18 protein-coding genes and 1 other RNA gene are annotated in these 21,804 nt (G+C 42.3%); 5 read left to right on the top strand and 14 right to left on the bottom strand.

The window, feature by feature from the left end; translation table 11 throughout:
* Positions 1 to 64: 64 nt before the first annotated feature.
* Positions 65 to 646: a hypothetical protein gene (locus Ga0451573_RS05670; protein ID WP_231682919.1), complete on the top strand. Its 582-nt coding sequence runs from the start codon at positions 65 to 67 to the stop codon at positions 644 to 646.
* Between the two features lie 78 nt (positions 647 to 724).
* Here Ga0451573_RS05670 and hcp read toward each other — a convergent pair whose 3' ends face one another.
* From hcp to Ga0451573_RS05715, 8 genes are all read right to left on the bottom strand, one after another.
* Positions 725 to 2,023, bottom strand: a complete 1,299-nt coding sequence (gene hcp, locus Ga0451573_RS05675; RefSeq protein WP_231683100.1) for a hydroxylamine reductase — start codon at positions 2,021 to 2,023, stop codon at positions 725 to 727.
* A gap of 150 nt (positions 2,024 to 2,173) precedes the next feature.
* Positions 2,174 to 3,325 (bottom strand): ABC transporter substrate-binding protein, encoded by a 1,152-nt coding sequence (locus Ga0451573_RS05680; RefSeq protein WP_231682920.1) that lies wholly within the window; start codon positions 3,323 to 3,325, stop codon positions 2,174 to 2,176.
* Between the two features lie 173 nt (positions 3,326 to 3,498).
* Positions 3,499 to 4,626, bottom strand: coding sequence for an IS630 family transposase (locus tag Ga0451573_RS05685; protein WP_231682921.1), 1,128 nt, complete (start codon positions 4,624 to 4,626; stop codon positions 3,499 to 3,501).
* Between the two features lie 208 nt (positions 4,627 to 4,834).
* A complete protein-coding gene (locus tag Ga0451573_RS05695) occupies positions 4,835 to 5,332 on the bottom strand; it encodes a metallophosphoesterase (RefSeq protein WP_331459383.1) in 498 nt (165 codons plus the stop codon).
* A complete protein-coding gene (locus Ga0451573_RS05700; RefSeq protein ID WP_231682922.1) occupies positions 5,319 to 5,963 on the bottom strand; it encodes an HD-GYP domain-containing protein in 645 nt (214 codons plus the stop codon). The genes Ga0451573_RS05695 and Ga0451573_RS05700 overlap by 14 nt, the downstream gene beginning before the upstream one ends.
* Before the next feature lie 86 nt (positions 5,964 to 6,049).
* Positions 6,050 to 8,299 (bottom strand): MEDS domain-containing protein, encoded by a 2,250-nt coding sequence (locus Ga0451573_RS05705; protein ID WP_231682923.1) that lies wholly within the window; start codon positions 8,297 to 8,299, stop codon positions 6,050 to 6,052.
* Positions 8,300 to 8,438: 139 nt separating this feature from the next.
* Positions 8,439 to 9,023 (bottom strand): 3'-5' exonuclease, encoded by a 585-nt coding sequence (locus Ga0451573_RS05710; protein ID WP_231682924.1) that lies wholly within the window; start codon positions 9,021 to 9,023, stop codon positions 8,439 to 8,441.
* A complete protein-coding gene (locus Ga0451573_RS05715) occupies positions 8,953 to 11,349 on the bottom strand; it encodes a RecQ family ATP-dependent DNA helicase (RefSeq protein ID WP_231682925.1) in 2,397 nt (798 codons plus the stop codon). Before Ga0451573_RS05715 ends, Ga0451573_RS05710 begins: the two co-directional genes overlap by 71 nt.
* Positions 11,350 to 11,630: 281 nt before the next feature.
* Here Ga0451573_RS05715 and Ga0451573_RS05720 point away from each other — a divergent pair, with 281 nt between their 5' ends.
* From Ga0451573_RS05720 to Ga0451573_RS05730, 3 genes are all read left to right on the top strand, one after another.
* Positions 11,631 to 13,049 (top strand): AAA family ATPase, encoded by a 1,419-nt coding sequence (locus Ga0451573_RS05720; RefSeq protein ID WP_231682926.1) that lies wholly within the window; start codon positions 11,631 to 11,633, stop codon positions 13,047 to 13,049.
* Positions 13,039 to 13,488, top strand: coding sequence for a hypothetical protein (locus Ga0451573_RS05725; protein ID WP_231682927.1), 450 nt, complete (start codon positions 13,039 to 13,041; stop codon positions 13,486 to 13,488). Before Ga0451573_RS05720 ends, Ga0451573_RS05725 begins: the two co-directional genes overlap by 11 nt.
* Before the next feature lie 110 nt (positions 13,489 to 13,598).
* Positions 13,599 to 14,501, top strand: a complete 903-nt coding sequence (locus Ga0451573_RS05730; protein ID WP_231682928.1) for an RluA family pseudouridine synthase — start codon at positions 13,599 to 13,601, stop codon at positions 14,499 to 14,501.
* Between the two features lie 31 nt (positions 14,502 to 14,532).
* Here the strand turns inward: Ga0451573_RS05730 and Ga0451573_RS05735 are convergent, their stop codons facing one another.
* Positions 14,533 to 14,868, bottom strand: a complete 336-nt coding sequence (locus tag Ga0451573_RS05735; protein ID WP_231682929.1) for a YggT family protein — start codon at positions 14,866 to 14,868, stop codon at positions 14,533 to 14,535.
* A gap of 131 nt (positions 14,869 to 14,999) precedes the next feature.
* On the opposite strand from Ga0451573_RS05735, the gene Ga0451573_RS05740 reads away from it, so the two are divergent.
* Complete coding sequence (locus tag Ga0451573_RS05740; protein ID WP_231682930.1) at positions 15,000 to 16,076, top strand: NAD(P)/FAD-dependent oxidoreductase; 1,077 nt, start codon at positions 15,000 to 15,002, stop codon at positions 16,074 to 16,076.
* Between the two features lie 25 nt (positions 16,077 to 16,101).
* On the opposite strand, the gene ssrA is transcribed toward Ga0451573_RS05740, so the two are convergent.
* The 5 genes from ssrA to Ga0451573_RS05765 form a co-directional block, all read right to left on the bottom strand.
* Positions 16,102 to 16,452, bottom strand: a transfer-messenger RNA (tmRNA) gene (ssrA, locus tag Ga0451573_RS05745).
* A 118-nt stretch (positions 16,453 to 16,570) separates the two neighbouring features.
* Positions 16,571 to 17,035, bottom strand: a complete 465-nt coding sequence (smpB, locus tag Ga0451573_RS05750) for an SsrA-binding protein SmpB (protein WP_269438132.1) — start codon at positions 17,033 to 17,035, stop codon at positions 16,571 to 16,573.
* Between the two features lie 183 nt (positions 17,036 to 17,218).
* Complete coding sequence (gene rnr, locus Ga0451573_RS05755; RefSeq protein ID WP_231682931.1) at positions 17,219 to 19,444, bottom strand: ribonuclease R; 2,226 nt, start codon at positions 19,442 to 19,444, stop codon at positions 17,219 to 17,221.
* A gap of 182 nt (positions 19,445 to 19,626) precedes the next feature.
* Complete coding sequence (locus tag Ga0451573_RS05760; RefSeq protein ID WP_231682932.1) at positions 19,627 to 20,178, bottom strand: HDIG domain-containing metalloprotein; 552 nt, start codon at positions 20,176 to 20,178, stop codon at positions 19,627 to 19,629.
* Between the two features lie 38 nt (positions 20,179 to 20,216).
* The gene (locus Ga0451573_RS05765) at positions 20,217 to 21,731 is read right to left on the bottom strand and encodes a long-chain-fatty-acid--CoA ligase (RefSeq protein ID WP_231682933.1); all 1,515 of its coding nucleotides are present in this window, start codon (positions 21,729 to 21,731) and stop codon (positions 20,217 to 20,219) included.
* Positions 21,732 to 21,804 lie beyond the last annotated feature (73 nt).

Genomic DNA, 21,804 nt, shown 5'->3' on the forward strand with positions numbered 1-21,804 from the left:
TCCAGGGAATTAATATTATAAAAGGGTGCGCAATACAAATTAATGGTTTAACGGAGGTTGTCATATGATTAAGGACAAAGTAATCCGAGGGATTCTGGTGGGTCTATTGGCAGATACGGTCAAGCTGGCAGTCAATTATAGTTTATACCTTTTTGGTTTTACCTCAGTTATCTTTTGGCAAATTACCGCTGCACGTTTCCTGGTGAAAGAAGATCTGTTTACCCCGTGGGCATATTTGATCGGCGGTGCTGCTGACATCACTGTTTCAGCCGGACTGGGCATAGTGTTTATTTATATCATCCATTTACTGGGAAACAAGTTCCTGTTCATAAAAGGTATCGGCTTTGGCCTGGCAGTTTGGGTGAGCCTTTTTGGAACACTGCTGGGACAGTCGGTACAGGGCAAAATTCCGCACAATGCCTCAGCTATCATGGTAACAATGGTTGCCCACTTCTTCTTTGGTCTGGCTCTGGCGGTTTTCACTCGCCTGTTGGGTTACTCCAAAGAGATAGCCACAGAAAACAGAGAGATGAAAAACAGGGATAACCCAGAACTAAGACGCGGCCTAAATTTCCGGCTGGCTTCACTACCGGCAAAGAAACTCCAAAAGAACAGCAGAAAGCTGCGTAAACCGGACAAACCGTAGCAAAATAAAAAAACGGCGGTATTATCTGACATTTCAGCAGATACCGCCGTTCTTTGCAGAATAGTTTAAACTCTGCTTTTATTTGTCACCCAGCATCCGGGCCAGATCAGCTTTGGCATCACCACTGATCAACTGCAGCCCAAAAGTTTTCTGAAGAACTTCAACTACTCCCGGTGATAAAAACTCAGGGGCTTTAGGCCCGATAGTAATGTTTTGGACATTCAAACTCAGAAGGCCAAGCAGAATAGCTACAGCCTTTTGTTCAAACCATGAAAGTACAATACTTAAGGGCAAGTCATTTACCGTACAGTCAAAGGCTTCTGCCAGAGCCAAAGCAATCTTGGTGGCTGACCCGGAATTATTACACTGGCCCAGGTCTATATAACGGGGGATTTCTGTCCCTTCAATGTTACCATAGTCAATATCATTAAACCTGAACTTGCCGCAGGAGGTGGTTATAATTATACAATCTTTGGGAATTGATAAAGCCAGTTCCCGGAAGTAATCCCTGCCTTTGGTAGGCGCATCACATCCGGCAACCACAAAAAATCTTCTGATTTTACCGGCCTTAACCGCATCAATAATAAGCGGGGCCATGGGCAGGACACTTTGGTGATGGAATCCCGTAATCAGAGTCTCCTTAGAATCAATACTTGCCTCAGGAAGTGACAATGCCTTTTCAATCAGCGGGGAAAAATCACGGTCTTTGATCTTCTGAACACCCTCAACCCCGGCAACCAGGTAAGTAAACATGCGCTCCCCATAGGTCTTATTCTTGACCGGCATCACACAATTAGTGGTTACCAGAATCGCTCCCGGAAAATTCTCAAAAACTTCTCTCTGGTCATACCAGGCCTTGCCCACATTACCCTTTAAATGTTTATATCTGTTAAGTTCCGGGTAGCCATGAGCCGGAAGCATTTCTGAGTGGGTATAAATATTTATCCCTTTGCCTTCAGTCTGCTGCAGCAGTTCTTTTAGTGCCAGCAGGTCATGTCCCGTAACCAGGATACAGTGTCCTTCAACCTTATTATTGGTCACCTTAACCGGGTTAGGTATACCCAGTTCAGTGGTGTGGGCTTTATCTAAAAGGTCCAGAACTTTAACCGCAGCCGTACCCACCTTAAGACTCATCTCTATATGCTCCTGGAGGTTAAAGTTAGCATTTGTCAGTGTTAAAAACAGCGCTTCATGAGTTATCGCATTGACATCAGGGTCGTCATACCCCAGTTCCCTGGCATGGACAGCATATGCCGCCACTCCCTTGAGACCAAAGATTATGGTGTCCTGCAAACTCGCCAGGTCAGGGTCTTTCCCACATACCCCTAACTGGGTACACCCACCTACAGGAGTATATTCGCACTGGTGACAATGCATTTTCTTTGCTGGGGCTTCCGGTTTGCGCTGGGCTTTTTCGTCACCGAAAATTTTTTCAAAAAATCCTGCCACGATAATTACACCATCCCTTGCTTTTTTGTTTTATTATTTTCAAATAACCCAGCAGTTATTATTACAGCCCAGCAGTTATTATTGGATTTTTTTCCGTCCCATATCTTCAAGAACCTCGTTTAAAAACTGTACTTGAACGAAATCATCTAATGACTTGCCTTTAACAACATCTTTTTTCTCCATGAACCCAAATACCCCAGTGATGAAATCCATATTAGGGTCATATGTAATTTCGGCTTCCTGCCACTTCTTCTCATAGAATTCCGGGGTATGTATCTTCAGAATGTCTGTCATGTCCGCATTTAGGCGCTCAAAATATTTCAGGAAAACCTCACGGTTTACCGCAGGGATTTTGGCAAGCCCTTCTTGGGCTTTATCTGTAGCCATAATATGAGTTTTTAATACTTCCTTTACCAGTTCCGGCTCATTTTTCATAATATCCTTTTTGGCCACCAGCCAGCTGCGCGGCTGCTTCTCGCCAAACATCCCGTCAGGGTTCAGAGACATCATGATTTTACTGCCCGGAACTTTACTTAAAGCGTTCTCAAAGTTCATTGGATCATAAATGATTATGGCATCATATACTCCGGCGCCAAAGTTCTCCAATTCTTTCATAACAATGTCATCATAAACGACCTCCACACTGCCCCCTGCAGTTTTGGTAGCCAAACCGGCAGTGGAAAGTATTTCATTAAACTGGTATTCATCAGAGTATCTCTGGTTGGCCAGACCAACCTTTTTGCCATCCAGATCCTCAAGTGATTTTATCTCCGGCCTGGTAATTAATACTGTTGTATTGGTATTAATACTCCCGGCAATGATAGTATACTTGTTGCTCCCGCCAAACCTGGAGGTTTCCGTAATATACGTTGCAAAATTAGCGCTGGGAATATACACAAAATCGGGATCGTCCTTATCTCCATCCATCATTGGCCAGATCTTGTCCAAACTCCTTGTGGAAACAAACTCCACCTCTTTGCCCAGTTTTTCAAGCTGATTTTCAAATATTTTTTCTTCACGGTTAATTAAAGCCTGGGGCGCAGCCTGAGGCATCACTATGTAAGCAAATTTTATCGTAGCTTTTTCAACATAAGTCTGATCGGTTCCGGGTTCTCCATTTCCTGAGTCAGCCGGATTACTTGCACCAACATCCTTTCCGCCTCCACATCCTGAATTCAGAAACAGTATAATTGCGAGTACAACCATAGATGCCAAGGATCTTTTCAACATCTGATTTTCAACTCCCCAAAACAAAATTAGTGCCATCAGAGTAGGGTGCTTATTAGACTCTAACGACACTCATTAGTATTTCTATTTAATTCCTCAAATTCCTGCTTTCCTAATATAATGACATGTGAAGGTTCCATAACTAGTACATCGTTTTTTAAATGAATGTGCAAATTTCAAATCACTATATCGTCCATCTTGTATTTCCAGCGATATACTACTGGCTGAGCATTGACTTCATCCATATACTGATAAATTCGTTGAACTAATTCATCCTTTGATTTGACCCGAATTCCCTTTAAACAGGCGCGTGCAAACTTGCCAAAAAAGCTTTCAATTATATTGAGCCATGATCCATGCTTAGGCGTGAAAACGAATTCAAAGCGACCGGGATGCTGTTCCAAATATTTGCGTGTTTCCTTCGAGGTATGTGCACTATGGTTATCCAGAACAATCTTGATTTTCTTAGCCTTATCGTATTTCTCATCAAGGATCTTTAGAAAATCAACGAAGTCGGCGCTCTTGTGCGTATCCCTAACAAGCGGAATAATCTCCCCAGTCATCAGGTCCATTCCTGCCAATAGGGAGACAGTGCCAAATCGCTTGTATTCGCTGTCACGACCAACAAATCCATGCTTCATTGTTGGAGGAAGATCATCTGCAACATTTCCGATGGCTTGGATTCCCGGCTTCTCATCATAGGATATCGTGATAGTATTGGTTTCTTCATTGGTTTCAAATTGCATTTCGATTTGCTTGTAGACAATTAACACGTCGTCCATTTTCTTCTCAAACTCAGGATCTCTTTTTTCGAGATAGTACCTAATCTTATGCGGTTTGATGTCTGCATCATTCAAAATCTTGTTGACCGTAGACGGCACAATCGACAAGAGAGACGGATAACCGGCTTCAATACATGTCCTCCTGATGTGATTTTGCAGACTGCGAACAGTCCAGAGTTCCTGGGCATATCCCAATTCGGACGGTTTTTGGCAGGCCAAGTTGCGTACATAAGTCTTGTCTTCATCGCTTAGGACAGCTTTTCGTCCCCTGCCAGCATCGTCACGCAATGCGGACTCCATACCGGATGAAGTGTACTTTCTAAGGCAAAGTTCAACTGAATTGCGATGTATGTCAAGTTTTTTCGCTATCTTGACGTTGCTCATACCAGCTGAACTAAGAAGTAAAATTTTGGCCCGCTGCACTCTCTGAGCCTCTTCGGTTCGTGTATTGGTTATGTTTGTTAGATATTTGACCTCTTGATCAGTTAATTCAAACCTGCCATATTTCTTTGGTCGCGCCATAAGAATCTACCTCCATGTTGATGATAGATTCATTATATTACATCTTGATAGATTTGCATAGTTATTTTAAATACATTGTACTAGTACATCGTTTTTTAAATGAATGTGCAAATCTCAAATCACTATATCGTCCATCTTGTATTTCCAGCGATATACTACTGGCTGAGCATTGACTTCATCCATATACTGATAAATTCGTTGAACTAATTCATCCTTTGATTTGACCCGAATTCCCTTTAAACAGGCGCGTTGGAGGCCCCCACGTACCATAGCCGGAGGAAACTACCAAATGATAAGCGCCTTTTTTAAGCAAACCCCAATCCAATTCATATATTTTTCCTGTTATCAACTGACTGGGAAAAACCTGCCCCCTGTGGGTATGACCGGATAATTGAAGGTCAATATTACTTTTCTGGGCTGCCTCCAAATCAATGGGCTGGTGGTCTAATAAGATTATTGGATACGAGGAATCAATCCCGCTCATCAGCTCACTTATCTCTTTACGTTCACGGCTCCCGTGTCCCGGGTCATCTCGGCCAATCACATAAAAAGCGTTCGCAAGCTTAATATAATTATCTCTGAGTACAGTTATCCCTGCCTCTTCAAAATAACGCAGCACCTCGCCGCTATTTCGCAAGGCACGGTCATGGTTTCCGGGGACAGCTGCCATTCCGTATCTGACACCCATCTGTTTAAGTACACCCATAAGGCTGTACAGTTGTCATCTGTATTCGGTTTCTCAAAATCGAACTAATTGAACCGGAAACAGAGTCAAGCCAAAAAAACTCTTTACCTGCCAGGCTTTTGAAGGCTTCAATTATTTCGGGGTTAAACATTCTTTGGGATTGAGCTTCAATCTGTTTTCTAATATTATTAACCTTACTTAATACCTGGCGCTCCTTGTCAATCAAAACTGATATCCTGTCTGCAAGATGCAGAATGTGGCTTTCAATCGGTACTGCCTGCCCCCTGAATTGTCTTCCCTCTCCCCAATTCCACCAAACGTGATGAAATCGCACGAATTCCGCTATTTTGGAGAAAGGAGGAAATCCTTTTAGCAGTTGATAAGCGGTTTCTGCATGCTGATGAGCGTGCTCTACTTCAAAATCCAAAGCCTCCAGCCGTTCTGTAATGGATAAACCGCCTATGTCATGTAAAGCGCCCGCTAACACTGTCTGACTGATATTTTCAATGGTTAATCCGAGTTCCGTACCCAGGCACAAGGAGAAATATGCCACCATCTTATGATGATTCACTAATGCCGGACTCACCAGGTCCACAGCGTCCGATAAACCGGTTACGAGCTCAAACAAAGAAGTTGCAGGTTCATTTTTCAAAGCAGTTCCACCTTTTCAGCATTTATCGGCTATTAATAATTCTTCTCTTCTACAATGCAGTAATTTTTTCCTGCTTATCGAAAAGCTCAGGCTGTTTCAGCCTGAGCTAATCTAATCCTGGTTATCTGCTTTTGTAATTCATAGAGAGTAAAAGGCTTATATAGTACTGCGTCCGCAATCTGCAAATTTTTCAAACTTACAGTGTCCTCGAACCAACCTGTCATTAAAACCACCGGAAGTTCGGGATTTCGTTGTTTAATCTTTTTTGTAAGATCTACACCGTTTATCCCAGGCATCCCTATATCAGTAATTATAATATCAGCAGAAATACCTTGATTAATTTGGTTTAACAAATCGGTTCCTTTCGAATACACAACTATCTTGTGCCCTAAAGATTCCAGCTGGCTACCTAAAGTATTAAGCACTTGCTCATCGTCATCAACAACCCAAATATTGCATGAACCGACATAGGGCAGCGTTTCGCTGTGCCTGTCAATATATGTGTCATAAACTTGAGGAAGTTCGATACTAAACATAGATCCCTTACCTTTTTCAGATGTTACCCTGATTTTACCATCATAGGACTTTATTATACTATCGCTTATCGATAACCCGAGTCCTGTCCCGCGCTCAAATTTTGTGCTGAAAAACGGTTCAAATATCATGTCCATTTCTGTTTTAGTCATTCCTGCCCCTGTATCAGTAACAGTAATAATCACCTTATCTTGAATATCTTCGGAAGTAATACTAATTATACCTCCATTAGGCATGGCATCAATAGAATTCAAAATAAGATTTATCAGAACTTCTCTTAATTCGGTTTCATTACAACACACCCATTTTTGAGATGCAAGTCTCGTTCGTACCTTTATTATTCCCAGCCCATTAATAATTGCTTCATTATCCCACTTGGTCCGGGTAAATTCTAAAGCAGATGTGATCACAGCATTAACTTGCAGGTTTTGCCGGTTATGTTCAGCCTGCGGGCGAGAAAAATTTTGTATCCTGCGAACTATTTGAGCAGCATCTCCAGCTGCGGTTACGACCTCAGTAATAAACTTTGTAGAATCGGTATCCCGCAGCTTTAACTCTAAAAGCTGGCAGTTGCCTAAAATTACCGCTAAAATGTTGTTAAACTCGTGAGCTATACCACCGGCTAAAACCCCCAACGCTTTTAACTTATCTGCATCTTTCTTCTTTTCGAATGTTTTTTCCTGAAGACTATAAAGATCCAAGGTTAAATTAATCATATCCAATAAATAACTCAGCAGTTCCAGGTTACATCCATAAGCTTCGTGCTTAAAACGCCACCCCAGAAAAGTCAGTCCGACAATAGAACGCCCGTTTGTTATTGGTATAATACCAATATACCGAACATTATGCTGATTCCATAGGTCATGTAATACACATTCCCATTCAGATATATCAATTATCTTAGGAAGCATTTGTAATGCCTGCTCATAGAGACTGATTTCTGCCAGACCCTCTACCATACTGCTGGCTTTTTCACAATCCAGCTGATAACAGCAAACAGATCTTGTCTTCTTAGTATCTCTATCAAAAATTACCAGTAAAGCCGCTTCAACCTCATACTCGCGGGCAAGATACTTAATCGCGTATTCCGCTGCATTCTGCAGCCCTTTGTGACATAGCATGTGTGAAGTCAAATTGTTGATAAAGGACAGATTATTTAAAGTCTGATTCAATCTGACCCTGTCTCTGATGGACTCATGGAGAAATCTCACCATACCATCAGAGCAGAGTATTTCCGGAGTTTTTAACAGGTTTACTTCCCTTCCATTGTCCCAAAATACATACCGGTGTGAATGTAATATCCATTTAATCATTTCGTCAGTGCATTTATCTACTTGATAATAACAAATGCCCGTTAAATCAGTCCCCGAAAGATTCTTATTGAAATTTTCCTCATATTCCATAAAATCTTTGAATGTTTTTTCATCATGAATCCACCCGGTCTCTCCGATTAGCCTTACCCCGGTATATCCCTCATTTTTGGCATCTTCCAGGAGCTTTAGCCATTTATTGATTACCGCTTTTTGAAAAAATATCCCATTCTCCAGATAGAATTCTGCCGCGGGAGAAATAACAAGTTTTCCGCTTTTAGTACACCCGCTCACATCAATACAGTATCTTTCCAGGTTATCGATAATTTCATCTAGTGAAGTATCTTCAAACCAATATACACATTTTTCGTTTCTCTCTATGCCAACAGCGATAAAAGCGGCAAAATAATCCAATTTTTTAGGTGTACCATAATTTATATACGTTAAGTGCTCCCCGCTTTTTATATCACGCATCAACTTTAATGAATTCACTAAGACCACCTCCTGTCTTTTTATATCAGAAAACGGTAATTCTTTTATCTTACCTCATTCTCCTTCCGATATTTTAGGAAATAATGTACTATTCTGTCGTTTGCAAAGCAAAACTCAGGCCACAACAGCCTGAGTCAATTCACACATTGTTTCTTTCAAAATGCAATTCAGGGAGAACAATTCTTATCTCCTGTTCCTCTGCTTCCTTTCGCCAAAAAACAATGAAATTAACTTTGGCAAATTTAGGCTCATAACCATTATCCTGAACTCGCTCCAATAGCTCTGAACATTTTTTAGAAGTCCTGAAAACACTCTGCCCTCTGTCTGTAAGCCAATCTCCATCCTTATATCGCAGGATATCGCCACTTTGTAAAGACTCAACCAAATATTGCCGTCCGATGAAATAATCCAGCCATACATCCCGATGACTTAGCTGCATAGCAAGCTTCCCCGGCAATTGGTACTGACCCCTGTCTTCCAATCTTGTCATATCTTCCGTCTTGATATGATTCAGGTAACGCCTGTTTAAATGTATTACTAAATTATTTTTTGCCCGAGTCATTGCCACATACAACTGGCGCTTCTGTTCCGCTGTAGCTATCTCAAAGTTTTCAAGCAAAAGGAAAACATTATCAAATTCCTTGCCTTTTGCTTTATGAAGCAAGATATTTTTCAATACTGCTAAAGGACTCAAAAATCTGCAAAGAACGATTTGTTTTTTCACCTCTTTTAATATAAGCCGTGAGGTCTTTGGCATCTGCCAGAATCCCTTCTTCACGCAGCAGATTGAGTACACCGATGACTTTTTCTTTTTCAATCCCCAGATGGTCAGAGATATAGTCCACCCGTGACTCTGCAACCTGATCCTGAGCCTGGCTTCGGCTCCTGCTGGAAATAAGTTTTTTTATGATTCGTGTGGCGTTTTCCTTTTCTTTATCATCTAAAAGCTCTGATGCATTGATTCTTTCAATGGCTTCCTGGGCATTTTTGCATAGTATACTGTCTGCAAACACCCTTGGCATGTTCTGGCCCCGCTGGATATACCCCGACTCCTCCAAGGCGGCAACAGCAGTTTTTACCCGCATTTCTATTTCACTAAACCTTTCATCCCAACCTGCCTTTCTGGCAATTTCCAGGGCGGATTGGGAAACGGTCATCCGAAAACGGGTAATATCTTTGATGGCCTTCCAGATTTGCTGGATTTCCTTAATATTGATTTTAGTCTGATTCAATAATGCAAAGTGTTTATTTAAATCGTCCTCGCAATATAAGATATAGCAGTCCGCCGTAATTTGCTCATCCCGCCCGGCTCTGCCTGCCTCCTGGATGTAATTCTCCAGGGAATCGGATATTTCGAAGTGGATGACCATACCTACATCCTTCTTATCCACGCCCATGCCAAAAGCAGAGGTGGCCACCATGATGGGCACTTCCCCCGCAATAAAGGCATCCTGGTTTTCTGATTTCTCTTTCTTGTCCATTTTGCCATGATATGGCTTGGCCAGATATCCATCCTTGGTCAGCCTCTCGGCCAGCTCATAGGCTCTCCTTGTTCTGGAAACATAAATAATGGTGGGACATTCCTTTTGTTGTATTAGGTTCCTCAGAGTACGGTACTTTTCTTCCTGACTTGCTTTTTCAATAACCTTGTATTTCAAGTTAGTCCGGGTGGCGCCGGAGCTGAAAATCTCCAAATCTATCGCCAGCTTATGCTTAAAGTACGCCTGAATATCTTCAATCACCTTTTGCTTGGCTGTGGCAGTAAAGCAGGATACCGGAATACCTTCGGCAAGGTTCTTCTTCTCCTGTATTGTTTTAATAAAATCACCAATATACAGATAATCCACGCGGAAATCCTGGCCCCATGCTGAAAAACAGTGGGCCTCATCAATGACAAAACGAACAATCTTTCTGCCCAGCAATAAATGTTCAATGGTTCTGGAACGTAAAGACTCCGGAGATATATACAAAATAGAAGCTGAGCCGTCCTCGACTCTTTCAAAAGACTTTGCCCGTTCAATGGGATCTAATAAACCATTGATTGTTACCGCATCCATAATCCCTGCTTTTTCCAGGTTGTCAACCTGATCTTTCATTAAAGACTGTAGTGGGGATATGACAACCGTGAGTCCTTTGACATTTTCCCCGCTCATTAAAGCAGGTACCTGGAAAGTAATCGACTTCCCGCCTCCGGTAGGAAAGACAGCCAAAAGAGATTTATTGTCAATGGCTGCTTTCACAGCGTCTTCCTGAAGCGGTTCTCCTCCAAAGGTTCTATAAGAATCAAATCCAAAAAACCATTTCAACCCCCGGCGTGCATCCAGGGTGCGCTCACAATAAGAACAGCCGCCAAGGCAGGGCCTGTTTCGCAAAAGATCCATTATCCGTTCCACTTCCGGATAATTCTTTAAAATCCAGGGTGGCGTAACGGAAAAACGATCCCTGACATTGATTACTGCGAGGGAATAAGCCAAGGCCACAGGATCTTCTTTAATAAATTCCCCAAGATCTGCATTTTCACAGATTTCTGAAGCAAAATGTTTTTTGATGAGCAGTACCGGTTCTTCTGCTGCTGTCCCGTAGTTTATATATTGGAAAAACGCCCGGAACTCTTTTTGATCCTGCAAAAGCGAAAAAAAGATCTGCTTTAATGGAACTTCTAAATTACGGAACGCAAACACTTCGTCTAAAAAGAGATCTTTGACTTTAATAGCATCATTTACAGGATTATTCAGTTCATCTGTCTGAAGCTTTTCATCTTTTACAAGGGCATGGTAAGGCTTCCGGGGAAACAGCAAGGCTGACAGATACAGTGTATCGATCACGTTTTCAGAAGCTATCCCAGGGTTCTCTAAAGCCTGCCGGATGTATTTCAAGTCATGCTTAATAATGTTATGGCCACATAAATAGTCGGTATCTTTAATGAAAGTGACAAAGTCAGCTATGGATTTGGAATGAAACACATGTCCGGCATTTTTGATTCCGCCAATATCCAATATGGTTCCTTTACGTGGTTGAACTTCCAGATCAATAAAGGCGATGGATTTCATTCCCTGATAGCTCCTTTGCACTAATATAATAAGATTCTTGAGAATTTATGTTCTGCATAACTGGATGTAAATCCTCTCTTCACAGAAATTCAAAAGACTACCTGCAAATATTCGCTGTCAATTATTATTTCGGTAATTGTACTATCATCTTCGTATGTCATTTTAATAAACAGCCAAATTCAGCATGGCAATAATAAAACAGATACTTTTTGTACCGTTTTCCGTTTTTCATGTATACTTTTTAAAGATAATGGGTTATAATAGCTACTGGAGGGATGGAAATGGGAAAAATGGTTATAAGAATACTGAGAGCCGAAATCAATAATTTTCAAAATGTAGAACATGGAGCTCTGAGATTTGCTTGCAATCTTAAAGATGACATTTTTGAATCATCCTCTGATATTTTAGGAATTTATGGGCAGAATGGTTCTGGCAAAACAACCTTTATTCATGCACTCAGCGTACTGGATGCACTTCTTTCCGGAAGAAAACTGCCAAAAGAAACCGTAAATTTTATTACCAAAGATAAAGATACTTCTCATTTTTCGTTTGAATTTGGTCTGAATGATGTAAAAAACTTCTATAGAGTGATTTATGATTTCAGTATAACTAAAAGAGAGAGAGATACATGGGAAGAAGATGATGAAGCTAACACCATTAATCCTGTTATAGTTTCATATGAAAAAATTCGATATTCTTACTTAGAAAATGGCATTTGGAGTAAACTTCGTACCCTTATTGATTGCAACCTAATTGAGGAAAAGGTTTTTAGACCGGATGCAAGATTGCAAGACTTAACGGGTGGAAGTTCAAAGATAGTTGACGAATTGCGAGTTGCTAAAAAGCTTGCTATCAAACAATCAACATCCTTTGTTTTTTCAAAAGAAACTCAAAAACAGATTGTACAAAATTGTACCGTTCAGTCGTATAAACAGATTCTTCGTGCTCTTTACCTTTTCGGACGTTTCGACTTGTATATCATCGGAAATAGAGATTCTGGTTTAATTTCCTTGAACATGGCAATACCTTTTAGTTTTAGGATGGAAAGAGACAACTCTCTTTCCATGGGCAGTATTTTTATTCGCCTTGATAAACCATCAGTTATACCTGAAGAAATTTATATTCTTGTTGGTAAAGTAATTGAGGTAATGAATACTGTTTTATGTGAAATAATACCTGGCTTACAGGTCGGACTGCTCAACATGGGCAAACAAATCATGCAGGATGGAACAGAAGGCATAAGTGTTGAAATGGTTTCCATAAGAAATGAACGTAAAATTCCGTTACGATATGAGTCCGAAGGCATAAAGAAAATAATTTCTATTCTGCATATGTTAATTGCGATGCATAATAATCCATCAATGACTTTAGCAATTGATGAGCTTGATTCAGGAATATTTGAATATTTGTTAGGTGAACTCTTAAAAGTAGTGAGAGATTCTGGAAAAGGGCAACTTATTTTTACTTCCCACAATTTAAGACCTTTAGAAATGCTTCATAAAAGCTCTATTCTTTTCACTACTACTAATCCAAACAATCGCTACATTCGATTAACTAATGTAAAAACTAATAACAATTTGAGAGATTTATATTACCATGATCTCATTCTTGGGGGCCAAAAAGAGAGCATTTATGAGGCAACCAATAGTTTCGCCATTGCCCGTGCCTTAAGAATGGCAGGTGCAAACATTGAAAAATAAGAAAATCCTTCTTTTCATAGTGGAAGGTATTACAGATCAAACCTGTCTCGGTTTTGTATTAAGCAAAATTTTGAATAGTAATAAAGTAGAATTTGCACTTATCTATGGCGACATTACCAGTAAAACCGGCATTGATTCAAACAATATTGCTACAGAGATAGGGGAAATTGTAAAACAATTTAGCGGGAAGATATTTAAGGCTAGCGACTTTATTGAAATTGTACATTTAGTTGACATGGATGGAGCCTATATTAAATTTCAAATTTTTGTTGATAATGTTGAAGCAATACTACATAGAAACAAGCAAAAATCAGATAAATTCGTTTGTGCAGAACATTTTGAAAATAGCTATGGCTGCTCACCCAAACGATTTTTAGATTTTTTAAACACCCCGGAAATTGCAGTTCAAAAACGAGCGATTAGGGCGATAAACCCCTAATCATTCGTATTTATTTTACAGCAACATCGTAACAACAAAGCCGCCGTTAAGATAATAGGTGCTCTTGTAATACTCTTTTGGTGGAGGTGAGGGGAATCAGTGAGGAAAAATTGAACAATACACAGCTAACATACACAGCAGGTGCTCTGGATCAGGATACTTTTCTGCGGGACATACTATCCGTTAAACTTTTATTGTCCCATTCTCTGGTAGTACGGCTTAAGCAACAGAGCAAAATAAAGGTGAACGGGTATCCGTCCTATACCAACTACCGCATCAACGCGGGGGATATTATCACCATTGATATAAATTTCACCGAGGAGAGCAAAATTATACCGGAGTCGATTCCTCTGGACATAGTTTACGAAGACATGGACTTCCTGGTGGTGAATAAGCCCGCGGGTATGTCCACTCACCCATCCCGCCCAGGAGGTACCGGTACCCTGGCTAACGCGGTAACTTATTACTGGCAGAGGTCGGGAAGAAGCACTCTTTTTCGCCCGATAAACCGCCTGGATAAAGATACTTCAGGGTTGATCCTGATAGGGAATAGCCAGTTTGCACACCAGGGCATATTCAACCAGGTAAAGGGCCGCATCATTGAGCGGAGGTATATTGCTTTGGTAGAGGGAACAATGGCAAAAGACAGCGGTCGTATCGACCAACCAATCGCCCGGGAAGATGATAAAGGTCGCCGGAGAATAGTCCGTTCAGATGGTTATCCGGCAGTCACCCATTATAAGGTACTTGATATATATCCGGGGTACACCCTGCTATCATTAAGACTGGAGACCGGTCGCACCCACCAGATAAGGGTGCATCTGAGCTCTCTTGGCCATCCGGTATGCGGTGACCTCCTGTACGGGTATGATTCACCATTAATAAATCGACAAGCTCTACATGCCAACAAGCTACGCTTCACCCACCCCCGCAGCGGAAAAGAAGTAATTCTGGATGTTCCATTGGCGGCGGACATCCAGGCCGCTGTTGACAAGTTAAGCCAGCTCTGTTAAATGACCTCTTCTAAAATCATACAGTACTATTTCAGTTATTTTTTGGGGCTCTGATAATTTCAATTAATTTTACAATTCCCCAAGCTAAGATTGCATACACAATCATGCCAATAACTGTAGCAAGTTCTAAAACTGCCTGAGTCATATTCCCTCTCGTTACACCTGGCCTGAAAATATTGATAAATGGGGCTAAAAACACCTGTGATACTGAATATATAAATGCTACAAATCCACTCCAGGGATTGGCTCCTAAAAGTTTGAATATAAGACGAAAGGCAAACAAGACTTCCAGAACGCCTAAAATATAATAAACTATTTTTTTAGCTTTGATATTTCCTTTCACTGTTTTAACGACATCTTGTTCCATTTACCATCCCTCACTTAACTTTATTCCGTATTATCTTTCCTTTATTAACGTCACATAATACACCTGTAAGTCCTCAGTAAAGGCTAAATAAAAAATTAATTACACCAACAATATTTGAAAATCGGAACTAGGTGGGAGACCGGTTTATCAATGGTGAAGCCCTTATCCCTATATTGGATAGGCCAATAAATGACAGCTACAGTTATCTTGCGGAGAAATATGGTATCTTCTTACAACCTTTAAGCAACATTAAAAGTATTACTTTTTACTCGGAAAACAAAGTGGCTACCTTGAGTGGTTATTTAGGTTTTCTTAACTCAAGGGGAAGACATTCTCAATCTTTTGAAAACCAACTTTCAAAACAAGTCAAATCAGATATCATCTTTAACTCAAATGTTACATATGAACAATTATTAAAAGATTTTACCCATGTAATATTGGCCACAGGTGACGCTGCTTATGCCTCCAAAATCCAGGACTTTAAAGTAGACTTAACAGTGACACTCAAAGGCGCTACTGTGGAAGGTAAATTCGACCGTTTTAGCGCGGCAATTTGGTTGGACAATAACCTTGCCCCGAAAGGATACGGGTATTTAATGCCCTTTTCAGAACGGGAAGCTTCAATCACTATTGGTTATCCAGATTATCCCGAGAACCGGTCAAAAGACATTAACGCTATTTGGGGTAACTTTTATGATAGAGTATGTACTAACTTAAATCAAAACCTTAAGGTCACCGACAACTTTGAAATTACCAGGTACATAATTGGTCAATGTCAATCCCCGCGTTTAGGAAACACCTTTTTCGTGGGCAATTGTTTCGGTGCCATTATGCCAGCCTTTGGGTTTGGGCAGTTGCCTGCAATGTTGACAGGGGTCTATGCGGCTTTTGACTTGGTTTGTAAAGGGAATTACGCTGAGCTGGTCAAACATTTACAAGAAAGCTATAATAATTCGCTGGTTATTCGTCGCTCCATGGAACAATTAGATAACCGCAAGTTAGATATATTGGTCTCCCTCTTTAATACAAAATTAGCTAACTATATATTTAATAATCAAAAGATAAACCCGTTTAAAACGGCAAGTTATCTCTTAAAACCACAAGTTAAAATCAGAGCCGCACTGAATAAAAACTCCAGAATGGTACGTAAGAGGATTAATTCACCCCCGTCGAACCCCTCCTCAAAGAAAAACAAAAACTCAGGCTAAGTTAACCTGAGTTAATTTATATATTTGGTGGAGGTGAGGGGAATCGAACCCCTGTCCAGAAGAGAACCCACATAAGCTTCTCCGAGCGCAGTCAGGTAATTTAAATTTCGCTCACTGACCGCCTACCGACAAGCTGTCAGGTCACTATCTCGATAAATCTCGCCTCACCCCTCCGAGAATTGAGGATTGGCCAGCTCTGTTAAATGACCTCATCTACCTCACACAGAGCACAGAAGTAGAGAGGTTGGGCAGCAATTAAGCTGCTAAAGCGTAATCGTTATTAGCGTTTAAATGTTTTCCACCGTGTTAACGGGCTTGTGGGACCCCGGCTCGCTGCCTATGCTTATTCTTCCCCCGTCGAAACCAGTACACCCCCATGACGGATGTTTTCAAACATCCTTTATAAAAAACTCATTACTACCTTACAAGGATTTCATTACTACCCCAAATTATCGCTAAACGGGAATGAGTTAACTCCAATTCCCCTAGCAGCCCTAGTACTTCTGCCGCTCCCGGAACGCCTTTTCCATTTCCCGCTTAGCATCACGGGCGGCCATATCGTCACGCTTATCATACAGCTTCTTGCCTTTAGCCAGGGCCAGCTGCACCTTGGCCTTCCCATTTTTGAAATACATCTTTAACGGAACCAGCGTCAGTCCTTTCTCCTGGACGCTGCCAATCAGCTTGCGAATCTCATGCTTATGCATTAGCAGCTTCCGCGTCCGCAGCGGTTCATGGTTAAACCTGTTACCCTGCTCATATGGGCTGATATGGGCATTATACAAAAATATCTCCCCATTATCAACCCGGGCAAAGCTGTCTTTGAGGTTGGCCCGCCCTGCCCTGAGGGACTTGACTTCAGTACCGGCTAATACAATTCCGGCCTCATAGGTCTCCTCTATGTGAAAATCATGGCGGGCTTTGCGGTTATCAGTTATTATTTTGACATTTTCGGCCATCACTGCCACCTCAATATAAGTCAATCGTGATAAAGCAACCCTCTTGGACAGAGCAGCTATTGCCACAGCAAGAGGGTAAAGGTTGCCTTAACTGTTTGCTTTTACGTGTAACGCGTTCTTGCGTATAACGCATATATCATTATAACATATTAAACTTCACTGTCAAGGGATATCCGCCCACTGTCACTGGGTCAGCTTCTCTGCCAGTTCAAAGTCTAGCTGTCTCTCATCCACATTAACTTTTTCCAGCCTCACCCGCACGGGATCTCCTATACGAAACTGCTTGCCTGTATGAACACCCGTAAGAGCCAGCCTGGTCTCATCATATTCATAAAAATCATTGACAAGGTTAGTCACATGGACCAGACCCTCCACCAGATTATCCAGCTCAACGAAGAAGCCAAAAGAAGTGACACTGGAAATTGCAGCATCAAACTCCTCTCCCACCTTATCTTTCATAAACTCAACCTTTTTCAGATCAACGCTTTCCCGCTCAGCTTCGGTGGCAATCCGCTCCCTCTCTGAGGATTGGATAGCCGCATCGGCCACGAAAGAAGCCAGCTTGGTTTTTCTCTTTTCAGTAAGCCTGCCCTTTGCCAGGTTTTCCTTAATAATCCGGTGAATCACCAGGTCCGGATAACGTCTGATTGGTGACGTAAAGTGGGAGTAATACTCGGCCGCCAGCCCAAAATGCCCAACATTCTCATCACTGTACTTGGCAAGCTTCATAGTCCTTAGCATTACTGTACCGATAACCCGTTCCTCAGGCCTGCCCTGCACCTTGTTAAGTACTTCCTGAAAGGCGCCGGAATGAATTTTGTTAAACCCCTTTATGCTAAGGCCAAAGGTAAATAAAAACCGGTTCAGATTGGACAGCTTCTCTCCGTCAGGTGTTTCATGAATGCGGTATACAAAAGGCACCTTGGCATTGTAAAAATGTTCCGCCACAGTTTCATTGGTGATCAGCATGAACTCTTCAATAATCTGGTCAGCTACAGACCGGTCATATTTGTTTATTTCCACCGGACGGCCCATATTGTCCAGCTTGACTTTAACCTCCGGGAAGTCAAAATCAATAGTACCCCTGCGAAGCCTGCGCGCCCTCAGAATAAGGCACAGTTTTTCCATTTCTGTAAACATCTCAACGAGATAATCATATTTCCTGATTAATTCTGCATCTCTGTCAACCACAATCTTTTTGACGTCCCCATAGGTCATCCGCTCATTAATATTAATTACTGATTCGGTAATTTCATGATTAAGTACCCTGCCCTGGCTGTCTATTTCCATAAATACGGTCATGGCAAGCCTGTCAACCCTTGGATTAAGACTGCATATGCCGTTGGATAGTTCCGTCGGCAGCATAGGTATGACCCTGTCAACCAGATAGACACTGGTTCCCCTTTTATATGCTTCCCTATCCAGGGCGCTCCCCGGAATGACATAAGCCCCCACATCAGCAATGTGTACGCCTAGCCAAAAATTGCTATTTGGCAGTACCTCAAGAGAAACAGCATCATCCAGGTCTTTGGCATCAGCCCCATCGATAGTTACCATCTGCAAATCTCTTAAATTACGTCTGCCGCGTGTCTGCTCCTCTGTTACCTGCATAGAAAGCTTCCCGACTTCATTCAGGACAGGCTTGGGAAACTGTTGGGGAAGACCATACTTCCAGACAATTGACTCAATATCTGTACCAGGGTCGCCTTTATGCCCGATAATCCCAATAATTTTCCCCTCTGGATTCCTGCGCTTTTCCGGCCACTTTGTCACTTCCACAACAACCTTATCACCGGTGACCGCGCCTTGCTCGTGCCCATTGGCAATAAATACATCCATACTTAACCTTTTTTCATCAGTTGTTACAAAACCATACCTTTTACCCTTTTCAAAGGTCCCCACAACCTGTGTGTTGGCTCTCTCAAGAATCCTGATTATTTCGCCTTCCTGCCTGGGCCCTTCCCAATTATGTCCCAGCAGCCGGGCCACAACCCGGTCATTATGCATGGCGCTGTTCATATTTTCAGCGCTGATGTATACGTCCGGTACTCCAGGTGTATCCTGTAGCACGAAGCCGAACCCATTCTGATGCCCCTGGAGTTTCCCTACCGCGAGGTTCATCTTTTCCGGAACACCGTATTTCATTTTGCGGGTACAAATTACCTTGCCTTGCTTCTCCATCTCCATAAGGGACTTCATAAATTCATCCATATCACGGAATTCCATGGCCCTGTACAGTTCATCTGCGGCCAGCGGACGGTAAGCCGCCTCTCTCATAAAATTAAGAATCCGCTGTTTCATTTCCTCTGAAACGTCTTTCAAACTATCTGACTCCTCATCAAATTCCGCCAATTCCGGTTTTCCCTCTATTGTCGCAATTCGTTCTTTTGTCGCTATTCGTTCTTTCATTTTAGTCACCTGCCTTTTCTTTATTCGCAATCCTTCCCTCACTACTTTCATTTAACCATATTTTATCCAATTGTACATGTTTACAAACAGCAAGCCGAAGTTCAGTAAACTCCGGCTGTCTGCCAAGGTAAACTCCACCCAACTATGCTGCCAATTGGGAGCTTTATGTACTTTGGTAAGCTTTAGAGCCCCAATTCCCCGCTGCTATCCTGCATGGCCTGAAGCGAAATACTCAGGAACTCCTCCAATTCCATCCCCAACTCCGCACAGCATGCTATTTGCTCCCGATTTGCCCCCCTGGCAAAAGACTTTTCGTTGAACCGATTTACCAAAAAGGGGACATCAACTGCTGCCAGCTTCTTCTGAGGCCTGATTAAAGCCCCGGCAACTATCAGTCCGGTAACCGGGTCAGTTGCATACAGAGCCTTATCCATCAAACTCTCCCTGGGCAGGCCGTGGGCGCTGTTATGCACTTTAACCGCATATACAATATCTTCCGGCAGCCCCAGCTTTAGCAGCATTTCGGCACCGACCTTGCTGTGGCGCAGCGGGTCGTCTTTGGTCTCATCATAATCAATATCGTGAAGCAGCCCCGCCAACCCCCACTTATCAGCATCTTCGCCAAAGTGACCGGCCAGCATCCGCATCACTGCTTCACATGCATACATATGCTTCAACAGGTTCTTATTCTTAACATGCTTTTTTAATTCAACCAAGGCCTCTTCTCTTTCCAAAACATTGTCCTCCTTTTACACTGACTCTTAGGGTTACCCTAACTCTTTAGAGCCCTTTTCAGGATTTTACCTGTACTTGTTTTCGGCAGGCCTGCCACAAATTCCACATCCTTGGGCAGCTTATAGTTTGCCAGCCTATCCTGGCAGAATTTTTTTATTTCCCGTTCAGAAGCAGTTTCACCTTCCCGGAGAGTGATAAATGCCTTTACCATCTCTCCCCGGAGTTCATCATTAACCCCGATTACCGCAGCCTCTGCAATCTTAGGGTGGCTGTAAAGAACCTCTTCAACTTCACGGGGGTATACATTTAATCCGCCGACAATAATCAGGTCCTTTTTCCTGTCAACAATAAAAATATATCCTTCATCATCCATGTAACCGATGTCTCCGGTATACATCCAGCCATCCCGCAAGGCCTCTGCTGTAGCTTCCGGAAGGTTGTAATAACCTCTCATAACATTTCTGCCCTTAAAAAGCAGCTCGCCCGGCGTATTACGGGGAACGTCCCTACCGGTCTCATCAATAATTCTGCATTCCACTCCCGGCAGAACAATGCCGATAGAGCCAGGTTTGCGGACACCCCGCCATGGATTAACCGTACAAACAGGACTGCATTCAGACAGGCCATAACCCTCCAAAACCCTTATACTGTACTTGGTCTCTATTTTTTTCAAAACTTCAACCGGGAGCGCCGCTCCCCCTGAGTATGCCACGCGAATCTTTTTATAATCCTCCGGATTGACTTCCGGCACCTGCAGCAAGACACTGTACATAGTCGGCACTGCAGCGATAATGGTAATGTTCTCTTCTACAATTGTCCTCAGAAATGCCTGAGGAACAAAGCCCTCATGGATTATTATTTTCCCGCCGCACATAAGAGGAAGGGTCACACAGGTAGTCCAGGCAAAAGAGTGAAACATTGGCAATACACAGAGGGTAATATCATCTTCCGTGGAATCTGTGGCAATTCTGGTCTGGTCAGCATTAGCCACCAGACAGTCATGAGTCAGCATGGCGCCCTTGGGATTTCCTGTGGTTCCTGAGGTATAGAGAAACACAGCTATATCATCAACTGTTACTGTATAATCAAGGCTTAGGCTATCTTCTTCCTCTTCCAGAATCGCTTTCAGGGAAACAGTGCCTGCATAACTATTCTCCTGGTCAATGTCCTGAACAATCACATTATTAACTGTTTCCATTCTATCTCGGATTTGTGACACCAATGGCATAAACATGGGAGCGGTAATCAATGCTGCTGCATTAGAATCATTCATCTGGTAAACAACCTCTCCCCCCTTGAACATGACATTGAGAGGTACCACTGTAGCGCCCAGCTTTACTATCCCAAAATAGCATATCATAAAATAAGGACTGTTCAGCATCAGGAGCCCAACCTTGTCTCCCCTGCCAATGCCAAGTTTTTTAAGGCCATTGGCAGCCCTGTTAGTCTGAATCTCAAAGTCCTTATAAGTCCATTCCCTGTCCTTAAATTTGAAAGCAACGTTTTCCGGATAGTCCCGGCACCCCTTAACAAGAATATCTCCCAGTGTCATGCAACATCCTCCTTTTACTTTACAATTAATCAACTCAAGGGTATTATATCACAGACATTTAATTCCTGTCCCC

The organism is Phosphitispora fastidiosa (genome assembly GCF_019008365.1).
Classification (GTDB): domain Bacteria; phylum Bacillota; class Thermincolia; order Thermincolales; family UBA2595; genus Phosphitispora; species Phosphitispora fastidiosa.